The organism is Pseudomonas alkylphenolica, assembly GCF_016009175.1.
In the GTDB taxonomy this organism is placed as follows: Bacteria; Pseudomonadota; Gammaproteobacteria; order Pseudomonadales; family Pseudomonadaceae; genus Aquipseudomonas; species Aquipseudomonas alkylphenolica_B.
The window spans coordinates 1-17,111 of record NZ_JADUCM010000031.1 but is presented as its reverse complement, the minus strand read 5'-3'; the positions used below and the strand labels follow the sequence as shown (position 1 = coordinate 17,111).

Here is a 17,111-nt window from a genome sequence, read left to right as displayed (position 1 = left end):
GGGATGCGAGGTATCGGCAAACGCGATGCCACAGCCGGGCACTAGCTGAGTACCAGCGCTTGGCTGACCTGTCCGCCGGCCTGGTCGAGCGTTTGAATGAACTCGCGGACGGTCTCTCTGAGCCACCGGTGCATGGGGTCACCGTCCATGCTGCGATGCCACTGCATGATTTCCCGCATCACCGGGATTTTCACCGGCGGTGGCAGGATGCGCAGCGGCAGGTAATGCGAATACAACTCGGCCAGCCTGCGGTGCATGGTTGCCACGCGATGGGTACCCACCAGCAGCTGCGGCAGTGTATTGAAGTCATTGGTGATGACCTCGAGCCGGCGCTTGAAGCCGTATTGGCTCATGAACCAGTCTTCAATGCTCAGTTGTCGCGAACGGCCAAACCCCACGGAGATGTGCCCCATGTCCATGTACTGCTCCAGCGTCAACGACTCCCCGACCGCCGTGTTACCACTCCAGACCACGCAAACATGCTCTTCCTCGAACAGCAGTTGCGAAGGATGCCCCTCGATAAGGTAGCGCTCAGGCACGATCATCAGGTCGATTTCCCCGCGCAGGGTCATCTCCACGCCTTGCTCGCCAGGTGGGTGCATTTCGAAGGTGATCCCCGGCGCGGCCTGGTAGATACGTTGAATCACCTGGGCAAACAGCACGCTGATCAGGTAATCGGAGGTGATCAGGCGAAAATGTCGCTTGCTGGAGGCAGGATCAAACACCGGCTTGGCGGTGATCGAGGAGCGGATCGTCAACAACACCTCGCGCACCGGCTTCGCCAGCTCCAGTGCATAGGGCGTGGGTTGCATGGTCCGGCCGACCTGCACCAGCAGGTCATCCTCGAAGTACTTTCTGAGCCTGCCAAGCACGCCGCTGGTGGCGGACTGGGTCATGTGCAGGCGTTCGGCAGCACGGGTGATGTTCTGCTCATCCAGCAGCACATCGAGTGCCACGAGAAGGTTCAGATCCAAATGATGAAATCGCATGGCGATGCATCTCCGTTTTTGTAGTTATTTTCGCGATACCTTCGTCCGCCCTTCTCGATACGTCAAGCCATCGGCGCGCTGCCTACCCGGGCAGCCCTTTGCCTGCGGGTTTCGCAGGCATGTATGGAGTTTGCCGATAGCAGGCATCCCCCATTGCGATTGGTCAGCCACCGGCGCTGACAGCACCCTGCTCGCCAGTCGTGCGGCCTGCCTGTTGCCGCAGCGACACCACCACCGGCCCCGCTGCCGGATCATAATTTCAATGGAGTGGTAGCCATGAACATTCTTGGCCTTGACGCCTTGGTATTTGGCGTCGACGACCTGCAAGCCTGCGCGGATTGCCTGCGTGATTACGGACTGAGTGCAGTCCACCTGGATGCCGACGGGGGCCACTTCGAGGCCCGGGACGGCTCGGCCATCATCATTCGCCCTGCCGACGCCGCGGACCTGCCGCCCTCACTGGGCCCCGCACCGTCGTTGCGTGAAACCATCTACGGCGTGGAAAGCAGCGCCGACCTTGCCGCCATCGAAGATGAACTGAGCTGCGACCGCGAGGTGCGTCGCGACGCCAATGGCGCCCTGCACACCGTCGATGACCTTGGCTTTGCGATTGCCTTCCAGGTCTCCTGGCGCCGCCCCTTCTCGGCGCCTGCCGACCTCACCAACGCCCCTGGCAGCGCACCGCAACGCCCGCTGAATCAACCGGGTATCACGCCAGAGATGGACGCCCGGCCGCGTTCGCTGTCGCATGTGGTGTATTTCGTCCCCGATGCGGCCAAAGGTGAAGCCTTCTACCGTGATCGCCTGGGCTTCGTCACCACCGACAGTTTTGTCGGTGTCGGCCCGTTCATGCGTGCACGCGGCATGGATGACCATCACTGCCTGTTCATGATCCAGACCCCGCCGCACATGCAGGGCTGCGAGCACTTTACCTTTCATATGGGCAGCGGCACCGAAGTGCTGCTCGCGGGCACCCGCTTCCAGGAAAAAGGCTGGACAAGCTTCTGGGGGCCCGGCCGTCACCTCTTCGGTTCCAACTGGTTCTGGTACTTCAACAGCCCGCTTGGCTGCCACATCGAATACGACGCCGACATGGACAAACACGATGACGCCTGGGCCGCTCGCCAGGCGCCCATGTCCGCCGACAACTCGCAGCTGTTCCTGTTTACCTCCCGCGACAAATGGGCCCCGGGTGGTCCGCCACCCAAGCAGGGTTGAACCGTGGACCGCAGCGTTGCGCTGTGCCCGCTCGCGCACCTCAAGGAAGGCCAGGCGATCGGCTTTGATCCGTTCAGCTCAGGGCGCGACAGCGTGTTTGCACTCATGCATCGAGGCGCGCTGCGGGTGTACCGCAACAGCTGCCCGCATCTCGATGTGCGCCTTGAGTACCGCAAGGACCGATTCCTGTCCGCCAACGGCCAGCGGGTCATTTGTTACGCGCACGGCGCGCAGTTCATGCCCGACAGCGGCGAATGCGTCTTTGGCCCGTGCCTGGGGCAATCGTTGACCGGGCTCGCGTTTCGCTGTGAGGACGGCTGGTTGCGCCTGTGTATCGACCCCATGGGACAGCCCGTTGAGGTATCGCGCAGCGCGATAGGTCGCATCCGGGGACTCGATTAGTCAAATCCTGTGGCACTCGGGAAACTCGGGCCACACACGAAAAACAACCGCATCCAGTGATGGCTGCGCAGAACAAGAACAACACGTGAGTAACGTCATGACTATTGCAAACGTACTGATCGTCGGTGGTGGTATTGGTGGCCTGTGCGCCGCCATTGCCTTGCGCCGCAAAGGGATCGAGGTTGACCTGGTCGAGCTGAAAACCGAGTGGACGGTCTACGGGGTCGGCATCATCCAGCAAAGCAACGTCGTGCGCGAAATGGCCAAGCTGGGCCTGCTCGACGCCTACCTTGACGCAGCCTACGCCTTCGAAGACGTCGGCATCTACAACACCGACGGTGTGCCGCTGGTGCGCATTCCCGGTCAACGCCTGGCCGGGCCGGAGTACCCCGCCAACGTCGGCATCTCGCGCCGCGCGCTGCATAAAGTACTCAGCGAAACCGCTATCGAACTGGGCACTCACGTACGCCTGGGCACCTCGATCGAGCAGTTCGAGCAGGATACCGATGGCGTCGAGGTGCTGCTCAGCGATGGCAGCCGTCGGCGCTATGCCTTGGTGGTTGGCGCTGACGGCCTGTTTTCCAGGGTGCGCAGCTTGCTGTTCGGCGACACGTACCAACCGCAGTTCACCGGTCAGTCGGTGTGGCGCTACAACTTCCCTCGCGTCGCCGAAATCGACCACCTGGCCAACTACCAGGGCCCATTCGGCAACGCCGGCCTGGTGCCACTGGCCGATGACCTGATGTACCTGTTCACCACCTCCCACGAGCCGGGCAACCCGTGGATGGACGAGCACACCCTGGCCGAGGAACTGCGCAAACGCCTGACCGGCTTTGGCGGCCTGATCGAGCAACTGCGCGAGCAGATCACCGACAACGCGCAAGTCGTCTACAAGCCGCTTGAGGCGGTGTTTGTCGATGAGCCCTGGTACTGCGACCGCGTGCTGCTTATCGGCGACGCGGCGCACGCCACCACGCCACACCTTGGCCAGGGTGCGGGCATGGCGATTGAAGACGCCGTGGTCCTGAGTGAAGAGCTCACCGCCGGCGGCAGCCTGGCAGACCAGCTGCAGCGCTTCATGGCGCGCAGGTTCGAGCGCTGCAAGTTCATCAGCGAGAAGTCGCTGCTCGCGGGCGAAAAAGAAATGCAGAAAGACCCGGACTTCGACCGCATCGCACTGGTCAGGCAAATGCTCGAAGTCACGGCACGCCCGGTCTGACAGCGCAGCGGGGCGGCCACGCCTGTGCTGCCCCCGTCCGCACGCCAACACTGACCTACAAAAACAAGAATGAGGTGACTTAAATGCTGTCTCGCAAGCGCGCACCTACGCGGCCGTTGCCGCCGCTCAAACCTTTGGCACTGGCTGTCTCCGTACTGGCCATCAGCGCCGGCCTGCCGGACGCCCGTGCCTTTGAATTCGATACGGGAAACCCCGACCTTCGGGCACGCTGGGATAACACCCTCAAATACAGCGCAGCCTGGCGCACCAAGGATCAGAGCGACAAACTGATCGAGGGCCAGACCGCGCAGAACCTCGACGACGGTGACCGCAACTTCGACAAGGGCCTGATCTCCAATCGCCTCGATCTGCTTTCGGAGATGGACATCACCTACCGCAACGTCGGTGCCCGCCTGAGTGGCGCCGCCTGGTACGACGATGTCTACAACCGTGGTACCGACAACAACGATCCGTCGCGGGCCAACAGTTATTCGGTGGACTACGACGAATTTACCGATGACACCCGCACCCTGCATGGCCGCAAGGGTGAGCTGCTGGATGCGTTCATTTTCGGCAAGGCCGAAATCGGCGACATGCAAGCGTCCGGACGTGTCGGTCAGTACGCCATGCAGTGGGGTGAAAGCCTGTTCTACGGCATGAACGGAATCGCCGGCGGCATGGCACCGATCGATGTCGTCAAAGGCCTGTCGGTACCCAACACCCAGTTCAAGGAGCTGATCCGCCCTGTCCAGCAACTGTCCGGTCAGCTGCAACTGACCCCGGATGTCTCTATTGGCGCCTACTACCAGTTCGAATGGGAGGCTAACCGCCTGCCTGCCGCCGGCAGCTATTTTTCTTCAAGCGACACCTTCGGTGACGGTAACGAGCGCATGTTCATTGGTGCTCCGTTGTTTCCGGGGGCCCAGCCACTGGCCTTCTATCACGGCAATGACAAAGAGGCGAAAGACTCGGGGCAAGGCGGCGTGCAACTGCGCTGGCGCACCGAGACGGTGGACTGGGGCATCTACGCCATCCGCTTCCACGACAAGAACCCGCAGCTGAACGTGCGCCCGGACTTCGCCAACCTCAACCCGCTGTCGGGCAAGGCCGGCGAGTACTACTGGGTGTATCCGGAAGGCATCGAGGCCCTGGGGGCGAGCTTCTCCACCACGGTCGGCAACTACAACATCGCCGGCGAACTCTCCACACGCTGGAATCAACCCCTGGCCTCCACCAGCCAGCACGCGCTGGCACCGGGCGAGTCGATCAACAACGACGATGAACCGTTGTACGCAACGGGGCGCACGCTGCACGCCAACCTGTCCTGGCTGTCGAGCCTTGAGCCGAACTTCATTGCTCCGGAAGCGAGCTTCCTCGGTGAAATTGCCTGGAACAGGGTCATGAGTGTCAGCAAGAACAGCGACGCCCTCGACCCCAATGCCGACCGCGACGCCACCAGCCTGCGCCTGGTCTACGAGCCCATGTACCGCCAGCTCCTGCCGGGCCTGGATGTGTCTGTACCGATCGGTGCCAGCTACACCAACGGAGCCTCCGAGGCGCTGGGCACAGGTTTTGGTGCCGACAACGGTGGCGACATCAACATCGGTCTCAAAGGCAACTACCTCAACACCTGGAACCTTGGCCTTACCTACACGCACTACTACGGCCCGGAAAACACCTTCCTGGATGCCGACAACCACTACACCTTCGAACAGTCGCTCAAAGACCGCGACTTCATCGCCTTCACCGTCAGCCGCACGTTCTGACCGAGGATTCTTCGATGAAACACACCAATAAATGGGTACACCTGCTCACTGCCCTGAGCGCTTCGCTGATGATTGCTCAGGGTGCCATGGCGGCTGTCTCCGCCGATGAAGCGGCCAAACTCAAGTCGACCCTGACGCCGTTTGGCGCGCAACGCGCCGGCAATGCCGACGGCAGCATCCCTGAATGGCAAGGGGGCCTGACCCAGGCCGACCCTGCCTATAAGCCAGGTGGCAAGCGCAGTGATCCGTACGCGGCCGACCAGCCGCTGCTCACCATCACCGCACAGAACATGGCGCAGTACGCCGACAAGCTCTCGGCCGGGACCCAGGCCATGCTGAAAAAGTACCCGGACAGCTATCAGGTCGTGGTGTACCCCACCCACCGCAGCGCCGCTGCTCCGCAGTCGGTCTACGAGGCAACCTTCGCCAACGCCACCCGCGGCAAACTGGTCGACGGCCCGGCCGGCCCCATGCCGGTAGGCGCTGCCGGCGGCATTCCGTTCCCGATCCCCGAGGACGGCGCGCAAGCCATCTGGAACCATCTGCTGCGCTGGCGCGGGGCCTCCTGGCACGCCAGCTTCACCCAGTACCTGACCACGGCGGACGGCAAGCATGTATTGACCAACGATTCGCGGGCCGATCTGCAAATGCCGTGGTACCTCCCCGGTTTCAGCAGCGACAAGGGCGTGTACTGGTCGATCCGCATGACCAACGATGGCCCGCCCCTGCGTGCCGGGGAAGCCATTACCGGCCTTGAGAACCTCAACGCCGAAAGCTCCGCAGCCTGGACCTACCTGCCCGGCCAGCGCCGAGTTCGTCGCCTGCCAAACGCCTGTTGCGACACCCCGACACCGGCCACCGCGGGGGTGATGAGCTTCGACGAGCTGTATGTGTTCAATGGCCGCATCGACCGCTTCGACTGGAAGCTGGTCGGCAAGAAAGAACTGTACATCCCCTATAACGCCAACCGCGTACTCACCGCTTCCAGCCCCGAAGCCCTGTTCGACAAGCACCACATGAAAGCCGATGCCGTGCGCTGGGAACTGCACCGTGTCTGGGTGGTTGAAGCCACGCTGAAAAAAGGTGCGCGGCACGTCATGCCAAAAAGCACCTACTACCTCGATGAGGACACCTGGACGGCTGTGCTTGGCGATCGCTACGACGCCCAGGGGCAACTGGCGAAAGTGCTGTGGACCTCGCCTGTCGTGCTGCCCGACCTTCCGGGCACCGCCTCGCTCACGACCGGGTTCTACGACCTGCTCTCCGGTGCCTGGTTCGTCGGTGATGTGTTTGCCGGGAAGAACGAGCAGTACCGCATCGTGCCGCCCTACAAGGATGCGGTGTTTACCGCCGATGCCATGGCTGGAGAAGGCGTCCGCTGATGTTGGCGGGGCGCAAGCCCCGCCTGCTGCAAACAAGAACAACAAAGGTTGCGTGCGATGAAGAAGATAGTCTGTGGCTTGCTGATGGCAGCCAGCTGCGCCCTGCTGCCCGTTTGGGCAGCAGAAACGGTGGATGTCCTTTCGCAGAAGGCGGTTGCCGGCACTCAGGCACTGGGCGCGGTGCTGCTGGACGTCACGCCAGCCGGCGCCCGCCTGGTCGCGGTGGGTGAACGTGGCGTGGTGCTGCTGTCGGATGACAACGGCCAGCATTGGCGACAGGCTGTCAGCCCCGTCAGCACTACCTTGACCTGCGTGCAATTTGTCGACGCCAGCAATGGCTGGGCCGTCGGCCACTCAGGTGTGGTACTGCACAGCAATGATGGCGGCGAACGCTGGCAGCTGCAGCTCGATGGCAAGCAGGCGGCTGCGCTTGAGCTACAAGCGGCCGAACGTACCGACGACTCGCGGCGCTTCGCGGCCGCGCAACGGTTGCTGGCCGATGGCGCCGACAAACCGCTGTTGGCCATGAGCTTTGCTGATGCCCGGCACGGCCTTGTCCTGGGTGCCTACGGCCTTGCCCTGATCACCGAGGATGGCGGCACTACCTGGCAGTCCTTGATGGGCTCGCTGCCCAACCCCCGTGGCCTGCACCTTTATGCCGTCGCGCGGCAGGGTGACGAGATCGTCATTGCCGGGGAGCAAGGCTTGCTGCTGCGCTCCATCAATGGCGGTCGCACGTTTGACGCCCTCAAGGGCCCCTACGAGGGCAGTTACTTCGCAACCACCCTGCTGCCCAACGGCCGGATGCTGGTCGGTGGCCTGCGCGGCAAGCTGTTCACCTCCGATGATGGCGGCCAAAGCTTCCAGCCGGTCAACACCCCTGTTCCGGCCTCGCTGAACGCCCTGCACATTGCTGGCAAGCAACTGCTGGCGGTGAACCAGGCCGGGATGCTCATGCGCAGCGAGCTGAGCACCCTGGACTTGCAGCCCATGGGCGTTTCCGACGGGCTGCCACTGACCGCCGTTACCGAGGCGGCCGATGGCGCCCTGGTCACTGTCGGCATGGGCGAGCCACGACGCCTGGCGCCCTTCTCCCCTAACACCATCGCGGACTGAGCCATGCACGTACCTACCTCCCCTGCGCCATCTTCAGGCGACCTCGATCAGTTCGACAGCACCTCAGGCTCCCTGCTGGAACGTGCGCTGTTCAACCATCGCACCCTGGTGTTGTTGCTGTGCCTGGCCGCGACACTGCTGCTGGGCTGGCAGGCGACACGCCTGACGCTCAACGCCAGCTTCGAAAAGATGATCCCCCGCGAGCACCCGTTTATCGTCAATTACCTGGAGCATCGCCAGGAACTGGCCGGTTTGGGCAATGCCGTGCGCATTGCCGTGGTCAACCCGCAGGGCACCCTCTACGACAGTCATTACCTGAACACGCTGCAGCAACTCAACGATGAGGTCTACCTGCTGCCCGGGGTTGACCGGGCAGCGATGAAATCGCTCTGGACGCCCTCGACACGCTGGACAGGTGTCACCGAAGAGGGGCTTGAAGGCGGCCCGGTCATCCCTGATGGCTATGACGGCAGCAGTGCCAGCCTGGAGGCGCTGAAGCGCAATGTCGAACGTTCCAACGAAATCGGCCAACTGGTGGCCTTCAACCAGCGCTCCAGTATCGTCTACGTGCCGCTGCTGGAGCGCACGCCGGACGGTCAGCCACTGAACTACACCGACTTCGCGCATGCGCTTGAAACGCTACGCAGCAAGTATCAGGCGCAAGGTGTCGAGATCCACATTACCGGGTTTGCCAAAGTCGTCGGCGACCTGATCGATGGGCTCAAGCAGATTGTGCTGTTCTTCGCTGCCGCGATACTGATTACCGCCGCCGTGCTCTATTGGTACACCCGTTGTGTGCGCAGCACGGTGCTGGTGGTGACCTGTTCGCTGGTCGCGGTGATCTGGCAACTGGGCTTGCTGCCAATGCTGGGCTACCAGCTTGATCCGTACTCGGTATTGGTGCCCTTTCTGGTGTTTGCCATCGGCATGAGCCATGGCGCGCAAAAAATGAACGGCATCATGCAGGACATCGGCCGCGGCATGCACCGCCTGGTGGCCGCGCGCTTCACTTTCCGCCGGTTGTTTCTGGCCGGCCTGACGGCGTTGCTGTGCGACGCGGTCGGGTTCGCAGTGCTGATGATCATCAAGATCCAGGTCATCCAGGACCTGGCGGTGATCGCCAGCCTTGGTGTCGCGGTGCTGATCTTCACCAACCTGATCCTGCTGCCGGTGCTGCTGTCCTATATCGGCGTCAGCCCCACCGCTGCGCGACGCAGCCTGCGCGCCGAAGAAGCCGAAGCGGGTGGCGCAGAAAAGCACGTTGTCTGGCGCTTTCTCGACCTTTTTACCCGCAAACGCTGGGCTACGGGGTGCGTGATCGTCGCGGCGCTCATGGCCTGTGGCGGTTATGCAGTCAGCCTCAAGCTCAAGGTGGGCGACCTGGATGCCGGAGCGCCCGAGCTGCGCCCGGACTCGCGCTACAACCGTGACAATGCCTTTATCACCCAGCACTACGGTGCCAGTAGCGATGTCTTCGCGGTGATGGTCAAGACCCCGGCCGGCGCCTGCTCGGCGTACAGCACACTCAAGCGCGTTGACGACCTGGACTGGCAGCTGCGCGGGCTGGAGGGCGTCGACTCGACCAACTCGCTGGCGTTGCTCAATCGCCGCGTGCTGGTCGGCCTCTCCGAGGGCAACCCCAAGTGGTACGAGCTGGTGAACAACCAGGCCACCTTGAACATGGTCACCGCCGGTGCGCCACGTGGCCTGTACAACGACGACTGCAGCCTGCTGACAGTCTATGCCTACCTCAAGGACCACAAGGCCGACACGCTCACCAACGTGGTCGATCACGTCGAAGCCTTTGCCCGCGACAACAGCGATGAAGAGGCCGCATTCCTCCTGGCTGCCGGTAGTGCCGGCATTGAAGCGGCGACCAACATCGTCGTCAAACAAGCCAACCACGACATGCTCTGGTGGGTGTATGGCGCCGTTGTCCTGCTGTGCCTGGTGACCTTCCGGTCGTGGCGAGCGGTGCTCTGCGCGGTGCTGCCGCTGGTGCTGACCTCCATTCTGTGCGAGGCCTTGATGGTTGCGCTGGGGATGGGCGTCAAGGTCGCCACCCTGCCGGTGATCGCCCTCGGTGTCGGCATTGGTGTCGACTACGCCCTGTACGTCATGAGTATCGTGCTGGCCCAGCTGCGCCGGGGCGCCAGCCTGTCCAGGGCGTATTACCAGGCCCTGCTGTTCACCGGCAAGGTGGTCATGCTGACCGGTGTAACCCTCGCCATCGGCGTGGGCACCTGGATCTTCTCGCCGATCAAGTTCCAGGCCGACATGGGTGTGCTGCTGGCGTTCATGTTCGTCTGGAATATGGTCGGTGCCCTGATGCTGCTACCAGCCCTCGCCTACTTCCTGTTGCCACGTCGCGTTACCGCGTCAGCAACGGTTCCGACGGCTGACTCGCCAGGTACGGCGTCGGCCGACATCCGTTTGAACAAGGCGGTGCACCATGTCGCGTGAGCAAAAAGCCGGGACAGCTCAATCGCTTTTGCACAATGACCTGTTCTCACTCGCCGGCAAAACAGCGCTTGTTACCGGAGCAACGCGGGGCATCGGCCTGGCAGTTGCCTGGCAACTGGGGCGCGCCGGCGCCAGGCTGGTTGTCAGCAGCGAAGACCTTCAGGCCACCCGGGATACCGCCGCCGTGTTGCGTGCCGCCGGTATAGAGGCCCATGCCGTGCCTGCTGACCTGTCTTGCCAGCCGGATGTCGTTGAACTGGCAACTCAGGCGCTGGCGCAGTTGGGCCGGATCGACGTGCTGGTCTGCAACGCTGGCGTCGCACCGCACCTGGGACCGACCGCCAGCGCCAGCAACGCTGAATGGGACCTGACCCTCACCGTGAACCTGCGCAGCAGCGTCTGGCTTACCAGCCTCCTGCTCCCTGCCATGGCCGAACAGGGTGGCGGCAGCGTCATGCTCATGTCGAGCATTGCCGGCGTGCGCGGCAACAAGGCGCTTGGGCTTTACGGAATATCCAAGGCAGGCCTGGCACAACTGGCGCGCAATCTCGCCGTCGAGTGGGGGCCCAGCAACATTCGCGTCAATGCGATCAGCCCCGGGGTCATCGAAACCGAATTCGCCCGCCCCCTTACGGATAACCCCGAGGTGATGCAGCGCCGCCTGGCGCTCACACCCTTGCGCCGTGTCGGGCGCCCTGAAGAAATTGCCGCCCTGGCGCTGTTACTGGCCGCACCCGGCGGCGCCTTCATCAGCGGTCAGAACATCATTGTCGACGGTGGCACCACCATCGGCGATGGCAACTAAAGGAGAAGTCATGCAACAACTTCCTGGTTTCAAACGCATCGTGACCGGCCACAACGCCGAGGGCCTTGCCGTGGTCGCAAGCGCCGGCGCCACACCGAACAATTTCCCGCTCAAGGCGGTCCCTGGCACGGTGTTCTACGAGGTGTGGAACAGCGCCACTTCGCCGGCTCCGCTGGACAATGCACCGGACCCGACAGCCCAGCCCCTGCAATTGAGCCCCGGGCCGCTGGGCAGTGTCATCCGCGTAGTGGATATCCCGCCGGACAGCGTGCAGAACCAGGTCAGCGCCGAGGATGCCGCGGCGGCGTTTGCCGAAATTGGCCAGTTCCACGCCGGTACCGGTAATGCCCAGTCCCGGCACAAACTCATGCACCGTACCGAAACGCTGGACTACGGTGTCATCACCGAAGGTGAAGTCTGGCTGGTGCTCGACGACGAAGAGGTGCACCTAAAACGCGGCGACATCGTGGTGCAGCGCGGCACCAACCACGCCTGGAGCAACCGCACCGAACAGATGGCGAGGATGGTGTTCATCCTGCTCGACGGTCGATACACCGCCCACCTGCAGGAGCTGCTGCCATGAAACTGGCCACGCTCAATGACGGCACCCGCGACGGATGCCTGATCGTGGTGTCCCGCGATCTGCTGCGCGCGGTAAATGCCGGCGCCATTGCCCCGACCCTGCAGGCCGCGCTGGATAACTGGGAGCACGTGCACACGGCGCTGGAGCAGTTGTATCGCCGTCTGAATGACAATGATGCCGAAGGCAGCTTTGCGCTGGCTGTCGAGCAGATGCTGGCGCCATTGCCACGGGCGTGGCAATGGCTGGACGGCTCTTGCTTCCTCAGCCATGGCGAGTTGATGCAGAAAGCCTTCAACCTCGACCCCATTGAGGGTGTCGAACGCATTCCGCTGATCTACCAGGGTGCCGGCGACGACTTCCTTGGCCCGCGTGCAGACATCCCTTTGCCCAGCGAAGCGCACGGCATCGATTTCGAAGGCGAGTTTGCAGTTTTACTCGACAAGGTCCCCATGGGCTGCCCGGCCGACCAGGCTCTGCGCCATGTACGCCTGGTGTTGCAGTTGAACGATGTCAGCCTGCGTGCCCTGGCGCCACGCGAGATGAAAACCGGTTTCGGTTTCCTCCAGGCCAAACCGTCGAGCAGCTTTGCCCCTGTGGCCGTGACCCCTGATGAACTGGGCGACGCCTGGCGCGATGGCCGCGTACACCTGCCATTGCAGGTCGAGTGGAACGGCGAGTGGTTCGGTCATCCGCATGGCGGGGCCATGCACTTTGGCTTTCACCAGCTGATTACCCACGCCGCGCTGACCCGCCCCTTGAGCGCGGGCACGCTGATCGGCTCCGGCACCGTGTCCAACAGTGATCGCAGTGTCGGCTCGGCCTGCATTGCCGAGCGCCGTGCCATCGAAACCATTGCCGAGGGTGCGCCGCGCACTGCGTTCATGCGCTTTGGCGACCGGGTACGCATGGAAGCCAGGGGCCTGGACGGCGAGGTACTGTTTGGTGCCATTGACCAGCGCGTGGTGCAAGGAGGTTTGCCATGCGCGTGATGGTCAGTGGCGCCAATGGCTTCGTCGGCCGTGAACTGGTTGCCCGGCTGCTTGAACAGGGTGAACTGCGCGGGCAAAAAATCGACGCGCTGCTGTTGCTCGACCAAATGCTGGAGAGCTTCCCGGAAGACCGCCGGCTACGTCGCCACAGCGGCAGCATCACTGACCCTGCGCTGCTGCGCAGAGTGCTGGCCGACGGCATTGACGTGGTGTTTCACCTCGTCAGCGTCCCCGGCGGCGCTGCCGAGGCGCACTACGAACTCGGCTACCAGGTCAACCTGCAAGCCAGCCTTGAACTCTTGAATCAGTTGCGCAATCACCACCGCCCGCCGGTCCTGGTCTACGCCAGCAGCGTTGCCGTTTACGGCGGTGACCTGCCGGCACGGATGGACGAATCGCAGGTCGCGCAGCCTCAGCTGTCCTATGCGGCCCACAAGCGCATGATCGAGATTGCCATCGAAGACCTGGCACGCCGGGGTGAGGTCGATGGTCGCGTGCTGCGCCTGCCCGGCATCGTCGCGCGCCCGCGTGAATCGAACGGCCTTAAATCTGCATTCATGAGCGACCTGTTGCACGCCTTTGCGGACGGTGATGCCTATGACTGTCCGGTTTCACCCCAGGCCACAGCCTGGTGGATGTCGGCGCGATGCTGCGTGGACAACCTGCTGCACGCGGCGCAGCTCAACAATCTGACGCAAGAACGCCTCTGGCAGCTACCGGTACTGCAGTTGTCCATTGCCCAGGTACTCGATGCGCTGGGTGCTCGCTTTGGCCAGAACAACGGCGCGAACATTCGCTTCAAACCTGACCCACAGCTGGAACGCCTGTTTGGGCGCCTGCCTCCCCTTCGCGCCCCTCGCGCCCGCACAGCCGGCTTTCGCCACGACGGCTCCGCCGCGGCATTGCTGCGCAACGCATTGAATCTCAAACCGCGTTCCACCCCATCGACAACAGCCAACACCGGAGTCGCTGTCCATGAACCTGAATAAGTGCCGCATGCTCGACCTGTCGGTCTGTCTCGACAACAACCCGTATACCGATCCACCCCCCTTGCTCCCGCGCATCGACTACATGGACCACCAGCAAGGCTGGCCGGAAATGGCGGCCATGTTCCCCGGGCTGCGCAAAGAAGACCTGCCCGGCAATGAGTCGTGGGCGGCTGAGCGGCTCTCCATCACCACACACAGTGGCACCCACATGGATGCCCCGTGGCACTACGCATCGACGACAGACGGAGGCAAGCCGGCATTTGGTATCGATGAACTGCCGTTGCACTGGTGTTTGCAGCCAGGTGTAAAACTCGACTTCCGGCACTTGCCCGATGGTCACGTGGTCACCGTAGCGGACCTGGAAACGGAGTTAATGCGCATCGAGCACAGCTTGAGTCCATTGGAAATCGTGCTGATCAACACCCGCGCCGGTGAGTTGTTCGGTCAGCCGGGCTACCTGGATGCGGGCGTGGGAATGGGCCGTGAGGCCACCCTGTATCTACTGGAGCGCGGAGTACGCGTGGTCGGCACGGATGCCTGGAGTTGGGACGCCCCGTTCAAGTACACCCGCGAGCGCTTCGCCGAGTCGGGCGACGCTTCGATCATCTGGGAGGGGCATAAAGCCGGACGCGACATCGGTTACGGGCAAATGGAGAAGCTGGCCAACCTGGATCAGCTGCCTGCATCCGGTTTCTGGGTTTCGTGTTTTCCCTACAAGATTCGCCATGCCTCGGCGGGTTTTGTTCGCGCTGTAGCGTTGTTTGAATAGAGAGGGATACACGTCAATTCCAATGCAGTCGGGAGTCGGTGAGACGCCCCCATTCAGGGTTCAGCAAACCTCAAGATCAGCACTCAGCGTTTATGCGTACCATGCGCTGCCAGCCGCTCGCCGAGGTAGTCGATCAGCGCCTTGACCTTGGGCAGGTTCTCCCGGCTCTTGAGCCAAATCAGGTTCATCGGCAAGCCATCGGTGGCGAGGTCCGGCAGCACTTCGACGATCGCGCCTGACTCCAGGTGCTGGTGCACCAGCCAGGTCGGTAGCTGGCCGATGCCATGCCCGGCCAGCACGGCGTCCACCTCCGCCTGACCATCGCCCACTGCCATCCGCGTGTGCACCACGCGGCGCTCCATTTCACCCGGCAGCTCGCCCTTGAAGAACCAAGGCCCGACCAGCCCGTCGCTTTGCAGGTAGCCAATGCACTGATGCTGTTCAAGGTCACGCTCCGTGGTGGGAGCGCCGTGCGCTTTCAAATAGTCGGCAGACGCACAGAAGGTCAGGCGCTGGGCGCCAAAGTACTGATGGCCCAGTGCGGCCGGCCATGCGTCTGTGCCGCCGATCCTGACGACAATGTCGATGCCGTCGTGCAGCGGATCGACGAAGCGGTCGGAGAACGATATGTGCGGCTGCAGTAACGGGTGCTTCTCGACGAATTCGAGGATCAGCGGCAGCACATGCAGGCGCCCGTACGACGCCGGAAGATCGATGCGGATGCGCCCATGGGGCTCGCTGCACTCGCTGGCGATGGCCAGCTCGGCCTCTTCCAGGTCTGCCAGCACGGCGGTGCAGGTGCGGTAAAAGGTGGTGCCCGCTTCGGTGAGGGCCAGGCGGCGCGTGGTGCGGTTGAACAGCCGCGTACCGATGCGCTGTTCCAGGCGGGCGATGCCCTTGCTGATGGCCGAGCTGGTCAGGCCAAGGCGCTCGGACGCTGCGGTAAAGCTGCCCAGATCGGCCACCATGACGAACACGTCGATGCCTTTGAGGCGCTCGGATGAATACACGTCAGACTCCGCGATTGATGAATTTAATTCCTGACACTTGGTAATTTTCTCCTCGGATCAATTACAGATTCTTCAATATCCTAGTGGAAATGCTTTCTGGAGCAAAGAGGCCCTCTGATGAGGCCCTTGCTCACTTTCCGATAGGTCCAATTGATGGAATCTCACGCATGAGCTTGTTCGACACGTTCAAACTGGGTAACGACGTACTCAGCAACCGTTTTGTCATGGCGCCGATGACCCGCTCGCGGTCCCCTGACGACATCGCTACCGTCGAAACCGCCCTCTACTACGCGCAGCGCGCCACCACCGGCCTGATCGTCTCGGAAGGCACGCCGATCTCCCGTGAGGGCCAGGGCTACCTGTTCAACCCGGGGATCTACACCCCGGCGCAGATCGCCGGCTGGAAACTGGTCACTGATTCCGTGCACAGCGTGGGCGGCAAGATCTACGCACAGCTCTGGCATGTCGGCCGGGTGTCGCACACCTCGATTCAGGAAGGCGGCAAGGCCCCTGTCAGCGCCAGCAGCAAAGTCGCCCAAGGCGCAGTTGCCTTTGGCTACGATGAACAGGGCAACCCTGGTTTTGTTGCCACCTCGGTTCCGCAACCTTTGAGCACCGAGGGCGTTGCCCGCGTGGTCAGGGACTTTGCCCAGGCGGCAGCCAATGCGATTGAAGCCGGCTTTGACGGCGTCGAGATCCATGGCGCCAATGGCTACATCGTCGAGCAGTTCCTCAACCCGCTGGTCAATGACCGCACCGACCAGTACGCCGCCGACACCCTGGAGAACCGCCTGCGCTTCGCCTTCGAAGTGGTCGACGCCGTGTGCGCCCGTATCGGCAAAGAACGCGTAGGCATCCGCATCTCGCCTTACGGCCAGTTGATGGACATGCCGCTGTACCCCGAGATCGACGAAACCTATGCGGCGCTGTGCGCGGGGCTGGGCCAGCGCGGTATTGCCTATGTCCATGTCATGGACCAGACCAACTTCTTCCTCGCTGCTGAAAGCGCCCAGGTTCGCGACGAAGCAATCAAGAAGCTGCTGCAAAATTGCCGCAAGGTCCTGGGCAACACTGCGCTGATTCTGGCCGGCGACCTGACCCTGGAACGTGCGCAAGCGCTGGTCGACAGCGGTCTGATCGACCTGCCAGGGTTCGGCCAGCCGTTCATTTCCAACCCGGACCTGGTCGCACGCCTGAAAAATGGCTGGCCGCTGACCCCGGCCGATCGCGACACCTATTACGGTGGCGGTATTAGCGGTTACGTGGACTACGCGCCGTACGTCGGTTGATGTACCAGCCCAGGGGCGCTACGCGCCCCCACGCCGGCGAGCGCCCGCTCCCCCACGTTAGCAGGGGGGGCGACAAATCAGGCCCTGGCAGGTGCACACGCGTACATTGAGCGGGGCCCCCC

15 protein-coding genes are annotated in these 17,111 nt (G+C 62.8%); 13 read left to right on the top strand and 2 right to left on the bottom strand.

The window, feature by feature from the left end; all coding sequences use genetic code 11:
* Positions 1-41: 41 nt before the first annotated feature.
* Positions 42-989, bottom strand: coding sequence for a LysR family transcriptional regulator (locus tag I5S59_RS21430; protein WP_197878369.1), 948 nt, complete (start codon positions 987-989; stop codon positions 42-44).
* Positions 990-1,265: 276 nt separating this feature from the next.
* Here I5S59_RS21430 and I5S59_RS21425 point away from each other — a divergent pair, with 276 nt between their 5' ends.
* The 12 genes from I5S59_RS21425 to I5S59_RS21370 all read left to right on the top strand — a co-directional run bounded on the left by I5S59_RS21425 (position 1,266) and on the right by I5S59_RS21370 (position 14,690).
* The gene (locus I5S59_RS21425) at positions 1,266-2,207 is read left to right on the top strand and encodes a VOC family protein (RefSeq protein ID WP_197878368.1); all 942 of its coding nucleotides are present in this window, start codon (positions 1,266-1,268) and stop codon (positions 2,205-2,207) included.
* Between the two features lie 3 nt (positions 2,208-2,210).
* Positions 2,211-2,609 carry a Rieske (2Fe-2S) protein gene (locus tag I5S59_RS21420; RefSeq protein ID WP_197878367.1) on the top strand — a complete coding sequence of 133 codons (399 nt, stop codon included), beginning with the start codon at positions 2,211-2,213 and terminating at the stop codon, positions 2,607-2,609.
* A 97-nt stretch (positions 2,610-2,706) separates the two neighbouring features.
* The gene (locus I5S59_RS21415) at positions 2,707-3,828 is read left to right on the top strand and encodes an FAD-dependent oxidoreductase (RefSeq protein WP_197878366.1); all 1,122 of its coding nucleotides are present in this window, start codon (positions 2,707-2,709) and stop codon (positions 3,826-3,828) included.
* 83 nt (positions 3,829-3,911) lie between these two features.
* A complete protein-coding gene (locus tag I5S59_RS21410) occupies positions 3,912-5,594 on the top strand; it encodes a DUF1302 domain-containing protein (RefSeq protein WP_197878365.1) in 1,683 nt (560 codons plus the stop codon).
* Between the two features lie 14 nt (positions 5,595-5,608).
* Positions 5,609-6,976 (top strand): DUF1329 domain-containing protein, encoded by a 1,368-nt coding sequence (locus I5S59_RS21405; protein WP_197878364.1) that lies wholly within the window; start codon positions 5,609-5,611, stop codon positions 6,974-6,976.
* A 57-nt stretch (positions 6,977-7,033) separates the two neighbouring features.
* Positions 7,034-8,092 carry a WD40/YVTN/BNR-like repeat-containing protein gene (locus I5S59_RS21400; protein ID WP_197878363.1) on the top strand — a complete coding sequence of 353 codons (1,059 nt, stop codon included), beginning with the start codon at positions 7,034-7,036 and terminating at the stop codon, positions 8,090-8,092.
* A gap of 3 nt (positions 8,093-8,095) precedes the next feature.
* Positions 8,096-10,555 carry an efflux RND transporter permease subunit gene (locus I5S59_RS21395; protein WP_232239898.1) on the top strand — a complete coding sequence of 820 codons (2,460 nt, stop codon included), beginning with the start codon at positions 8,096-8,098 and terminating at the stop codon, positions 10,553-10,555.
* Complete coding sequence (locus I5S59_RS21390; RefSeq protein WP_232239897.1) at positions 10,545-11,360, top strand: SDR family NAD(P)-dependent oxidoreductase; 816 nt, start codon at positions 10,545-10,547, stop codon at positions 11,358-11,360. Before I5S59_RS21395 ends, I5S59_RS21390 begins: the two co-directional genes overlap by 11 nt.
* Before the next feature lie 10 nt (positions 11,361-11,370).
* Positions 11,371-11,943 carry a cupin domain-containing protein gene (locus I5S59_RS21385; protein ID WP_197878362.1) on the top strand — a complete coding sequence of 191 codons (573 nt, stop codon included), beginning with the start codon at positions 11,371-11,373 and terminating at the stop codon, positions 11,941-11,943.
* Positions 11,940-12,932 carry a fumarylacetoacetate hydrolase family protein gene (locus I5S59_RS21380; RefSeq protein ID WP_197878361.1) on the top strand — a complete coding sequence of 331 codons (993 nt, stop codon included), beginning with the start codon at positions 11,940-11,942 and terminating at the stop codon, positions 12,930-12,932. The genes I5S59_RS21385 and I5S59_RS21380 overlap by 4 nt, the downstream gene beginning before the upstream one ends.
* A complete protein-coding gene (locus I5S59_RS21375) occupies positions 12,923-13,921 on the top strand; it encodes an NAD-dependent epimerase/dehydratase family protein (RefSeq protein WP_197878360.1) in 999 nt (332 codons plus the stop codon). The genes I5S59_RS21380 and I5S59_RS21375 overlap by 10 nt, the downstream gene beginning before the upstream one ends.
* Complete coding sequence (locus tag I5S59_RS21370; protein WP_197878359.1) at positions 13,908-14,690, top strand: cyclase family protein; 783 nt, start codon at positions 13,908-13,910, stop codon at positions 14,688-14,690. The genes I5S59_RS21375 and I5S59_RS21370 overlap by 14 nt, the downstream gene beginning before the upstream one ends.
* An 83-nt stretch (positions 14,691-14,773) precedes the next feature.
* On the opposite strand, the gene I5S59_RS21365 is transcribed toward I5S59_RS21370, so the two are convergent.
* A complete protein-coding gene (locus I5S59_RS21365; protein ID WP_197878358.1) occupies positions 14,774-15,700 on the bottom strand; it encodes a LysR substrate-binding domain-containing protein in 927 nt (308 codons plus the stop codon).
* A gap of 167 nt (positions 15,701-15,867) precedes the next feature.
* Here I5S59_RS21365 and I5S59_RS21360 point away from each other — a divergent pair, with 167 nt between their 5' ends.
* Positions 15,868-16,989 (top strand): alkene reductase, encoded by a 1,122-nt coding sequence (locus I5S59_RS21360; protein WP_197878357.1) that lies wholly within the window; start codon positions 15,868-15,870, stop codon positions 16,987-16,989.
* The last annotated feature ends 122 nt before the right edge of the window (positions 16,990-17,111 follow it).

Excerpts from the sequence above, each read along its gene's own strand:
- I5S59_RS21430 (WP_197878369.1), bottom strand. The coding sequence starts at position 989 with ATGCGATTTCATCATTTGGATCTGAACCTTCTCGTGGCACTCGATGTG.
- I5S59_RS21425 (WP_197878368.1), top strand. The coding sequence starts at position 1,266 with ATGAACATTCTTGGCCTTGACGCCTTGGTATTTGGCGTCGACGACCTG.
- I5S59_RS21415 (WP_197878366.1), top strand. The coding sequence starts at position 2,707 with ATGACTATTGCAAACGTACTGATCGTCGGTGGTGGTATTGGTGGCCTG.
- I5S59_RS21410 (WP_197878365.1), top strand. The coding sequence starts at position 3,912 with ATGCTGTCTCGCAAGCGCGCACCTACGCGGCCGTTGCCGCCGCTCAAA.
- I5S59_RS21405 (WP_197878364.1), top strand. The coding sequence starts at position 5,609 with ATGAAACACACCAATAAATGGGTACACCTGCTCACTGCCCTGAGCGCT.
- I5S59_RS21400 (WP_197878363.1), top strand. The coding sequence starts at position 7,034 with ATGAAGAAGATAGTCTGTGGCTTGCTGATGGCAGCCAGCTGCGCCCTG.
- I5S59_RS21395 (WP_232239898.1), top strand. The coding sequence starts at position 8,096 with ATGCACGTACCTACCTCCCCTGCGCCATCTTCAGGCGACCTCGATCAG.
- I5S59_RS21390 (WP_232239897.1), top strand. The coding sequence starts at position 10,545 with ATGTCGCGTGAGCAAAAAGCCGGGACAGCTCAATCGCTTTTGCACAAT.
- I5S59_RS21385 (WP_197878362.1), top strand. The coding sequence starts at position 11,371 with ATGCAACAACTTCCTGGTTTCAAACGCATCGTGACCGGCCACAACGCC.
- I5S59_RS21380 (WP_197878361.1), top strand. The coding sequence starts at position 11,940 with ATGAAACTGGCCACGCTCAATGACGGCACCCGCGACGGATGCCTGATC.
- I5S59_RS21375 (WP_197878360.1), top strand. The coding sequence starts at position 12,923 with ATGCGCGTGATGGTCAGTGGCGCCAATGGCTTCGTCGGCCGTGAACTG.
- I5S59_RS21370 (WP_197878359.1), top strand. The coding sequence starts at position 13,908 with ATGAACCTGAATAAGTGCCGCATGCTCGACCTGTCGGTCTGTCTCGAC.
- I5S59_RS21360 (WP_197878357.1), top strand. The coding sequence starts at position 15,868 with ATGAGCTTGTTCGACACGTTCAAACTGGGTAACGACGTACTCAGCAAC.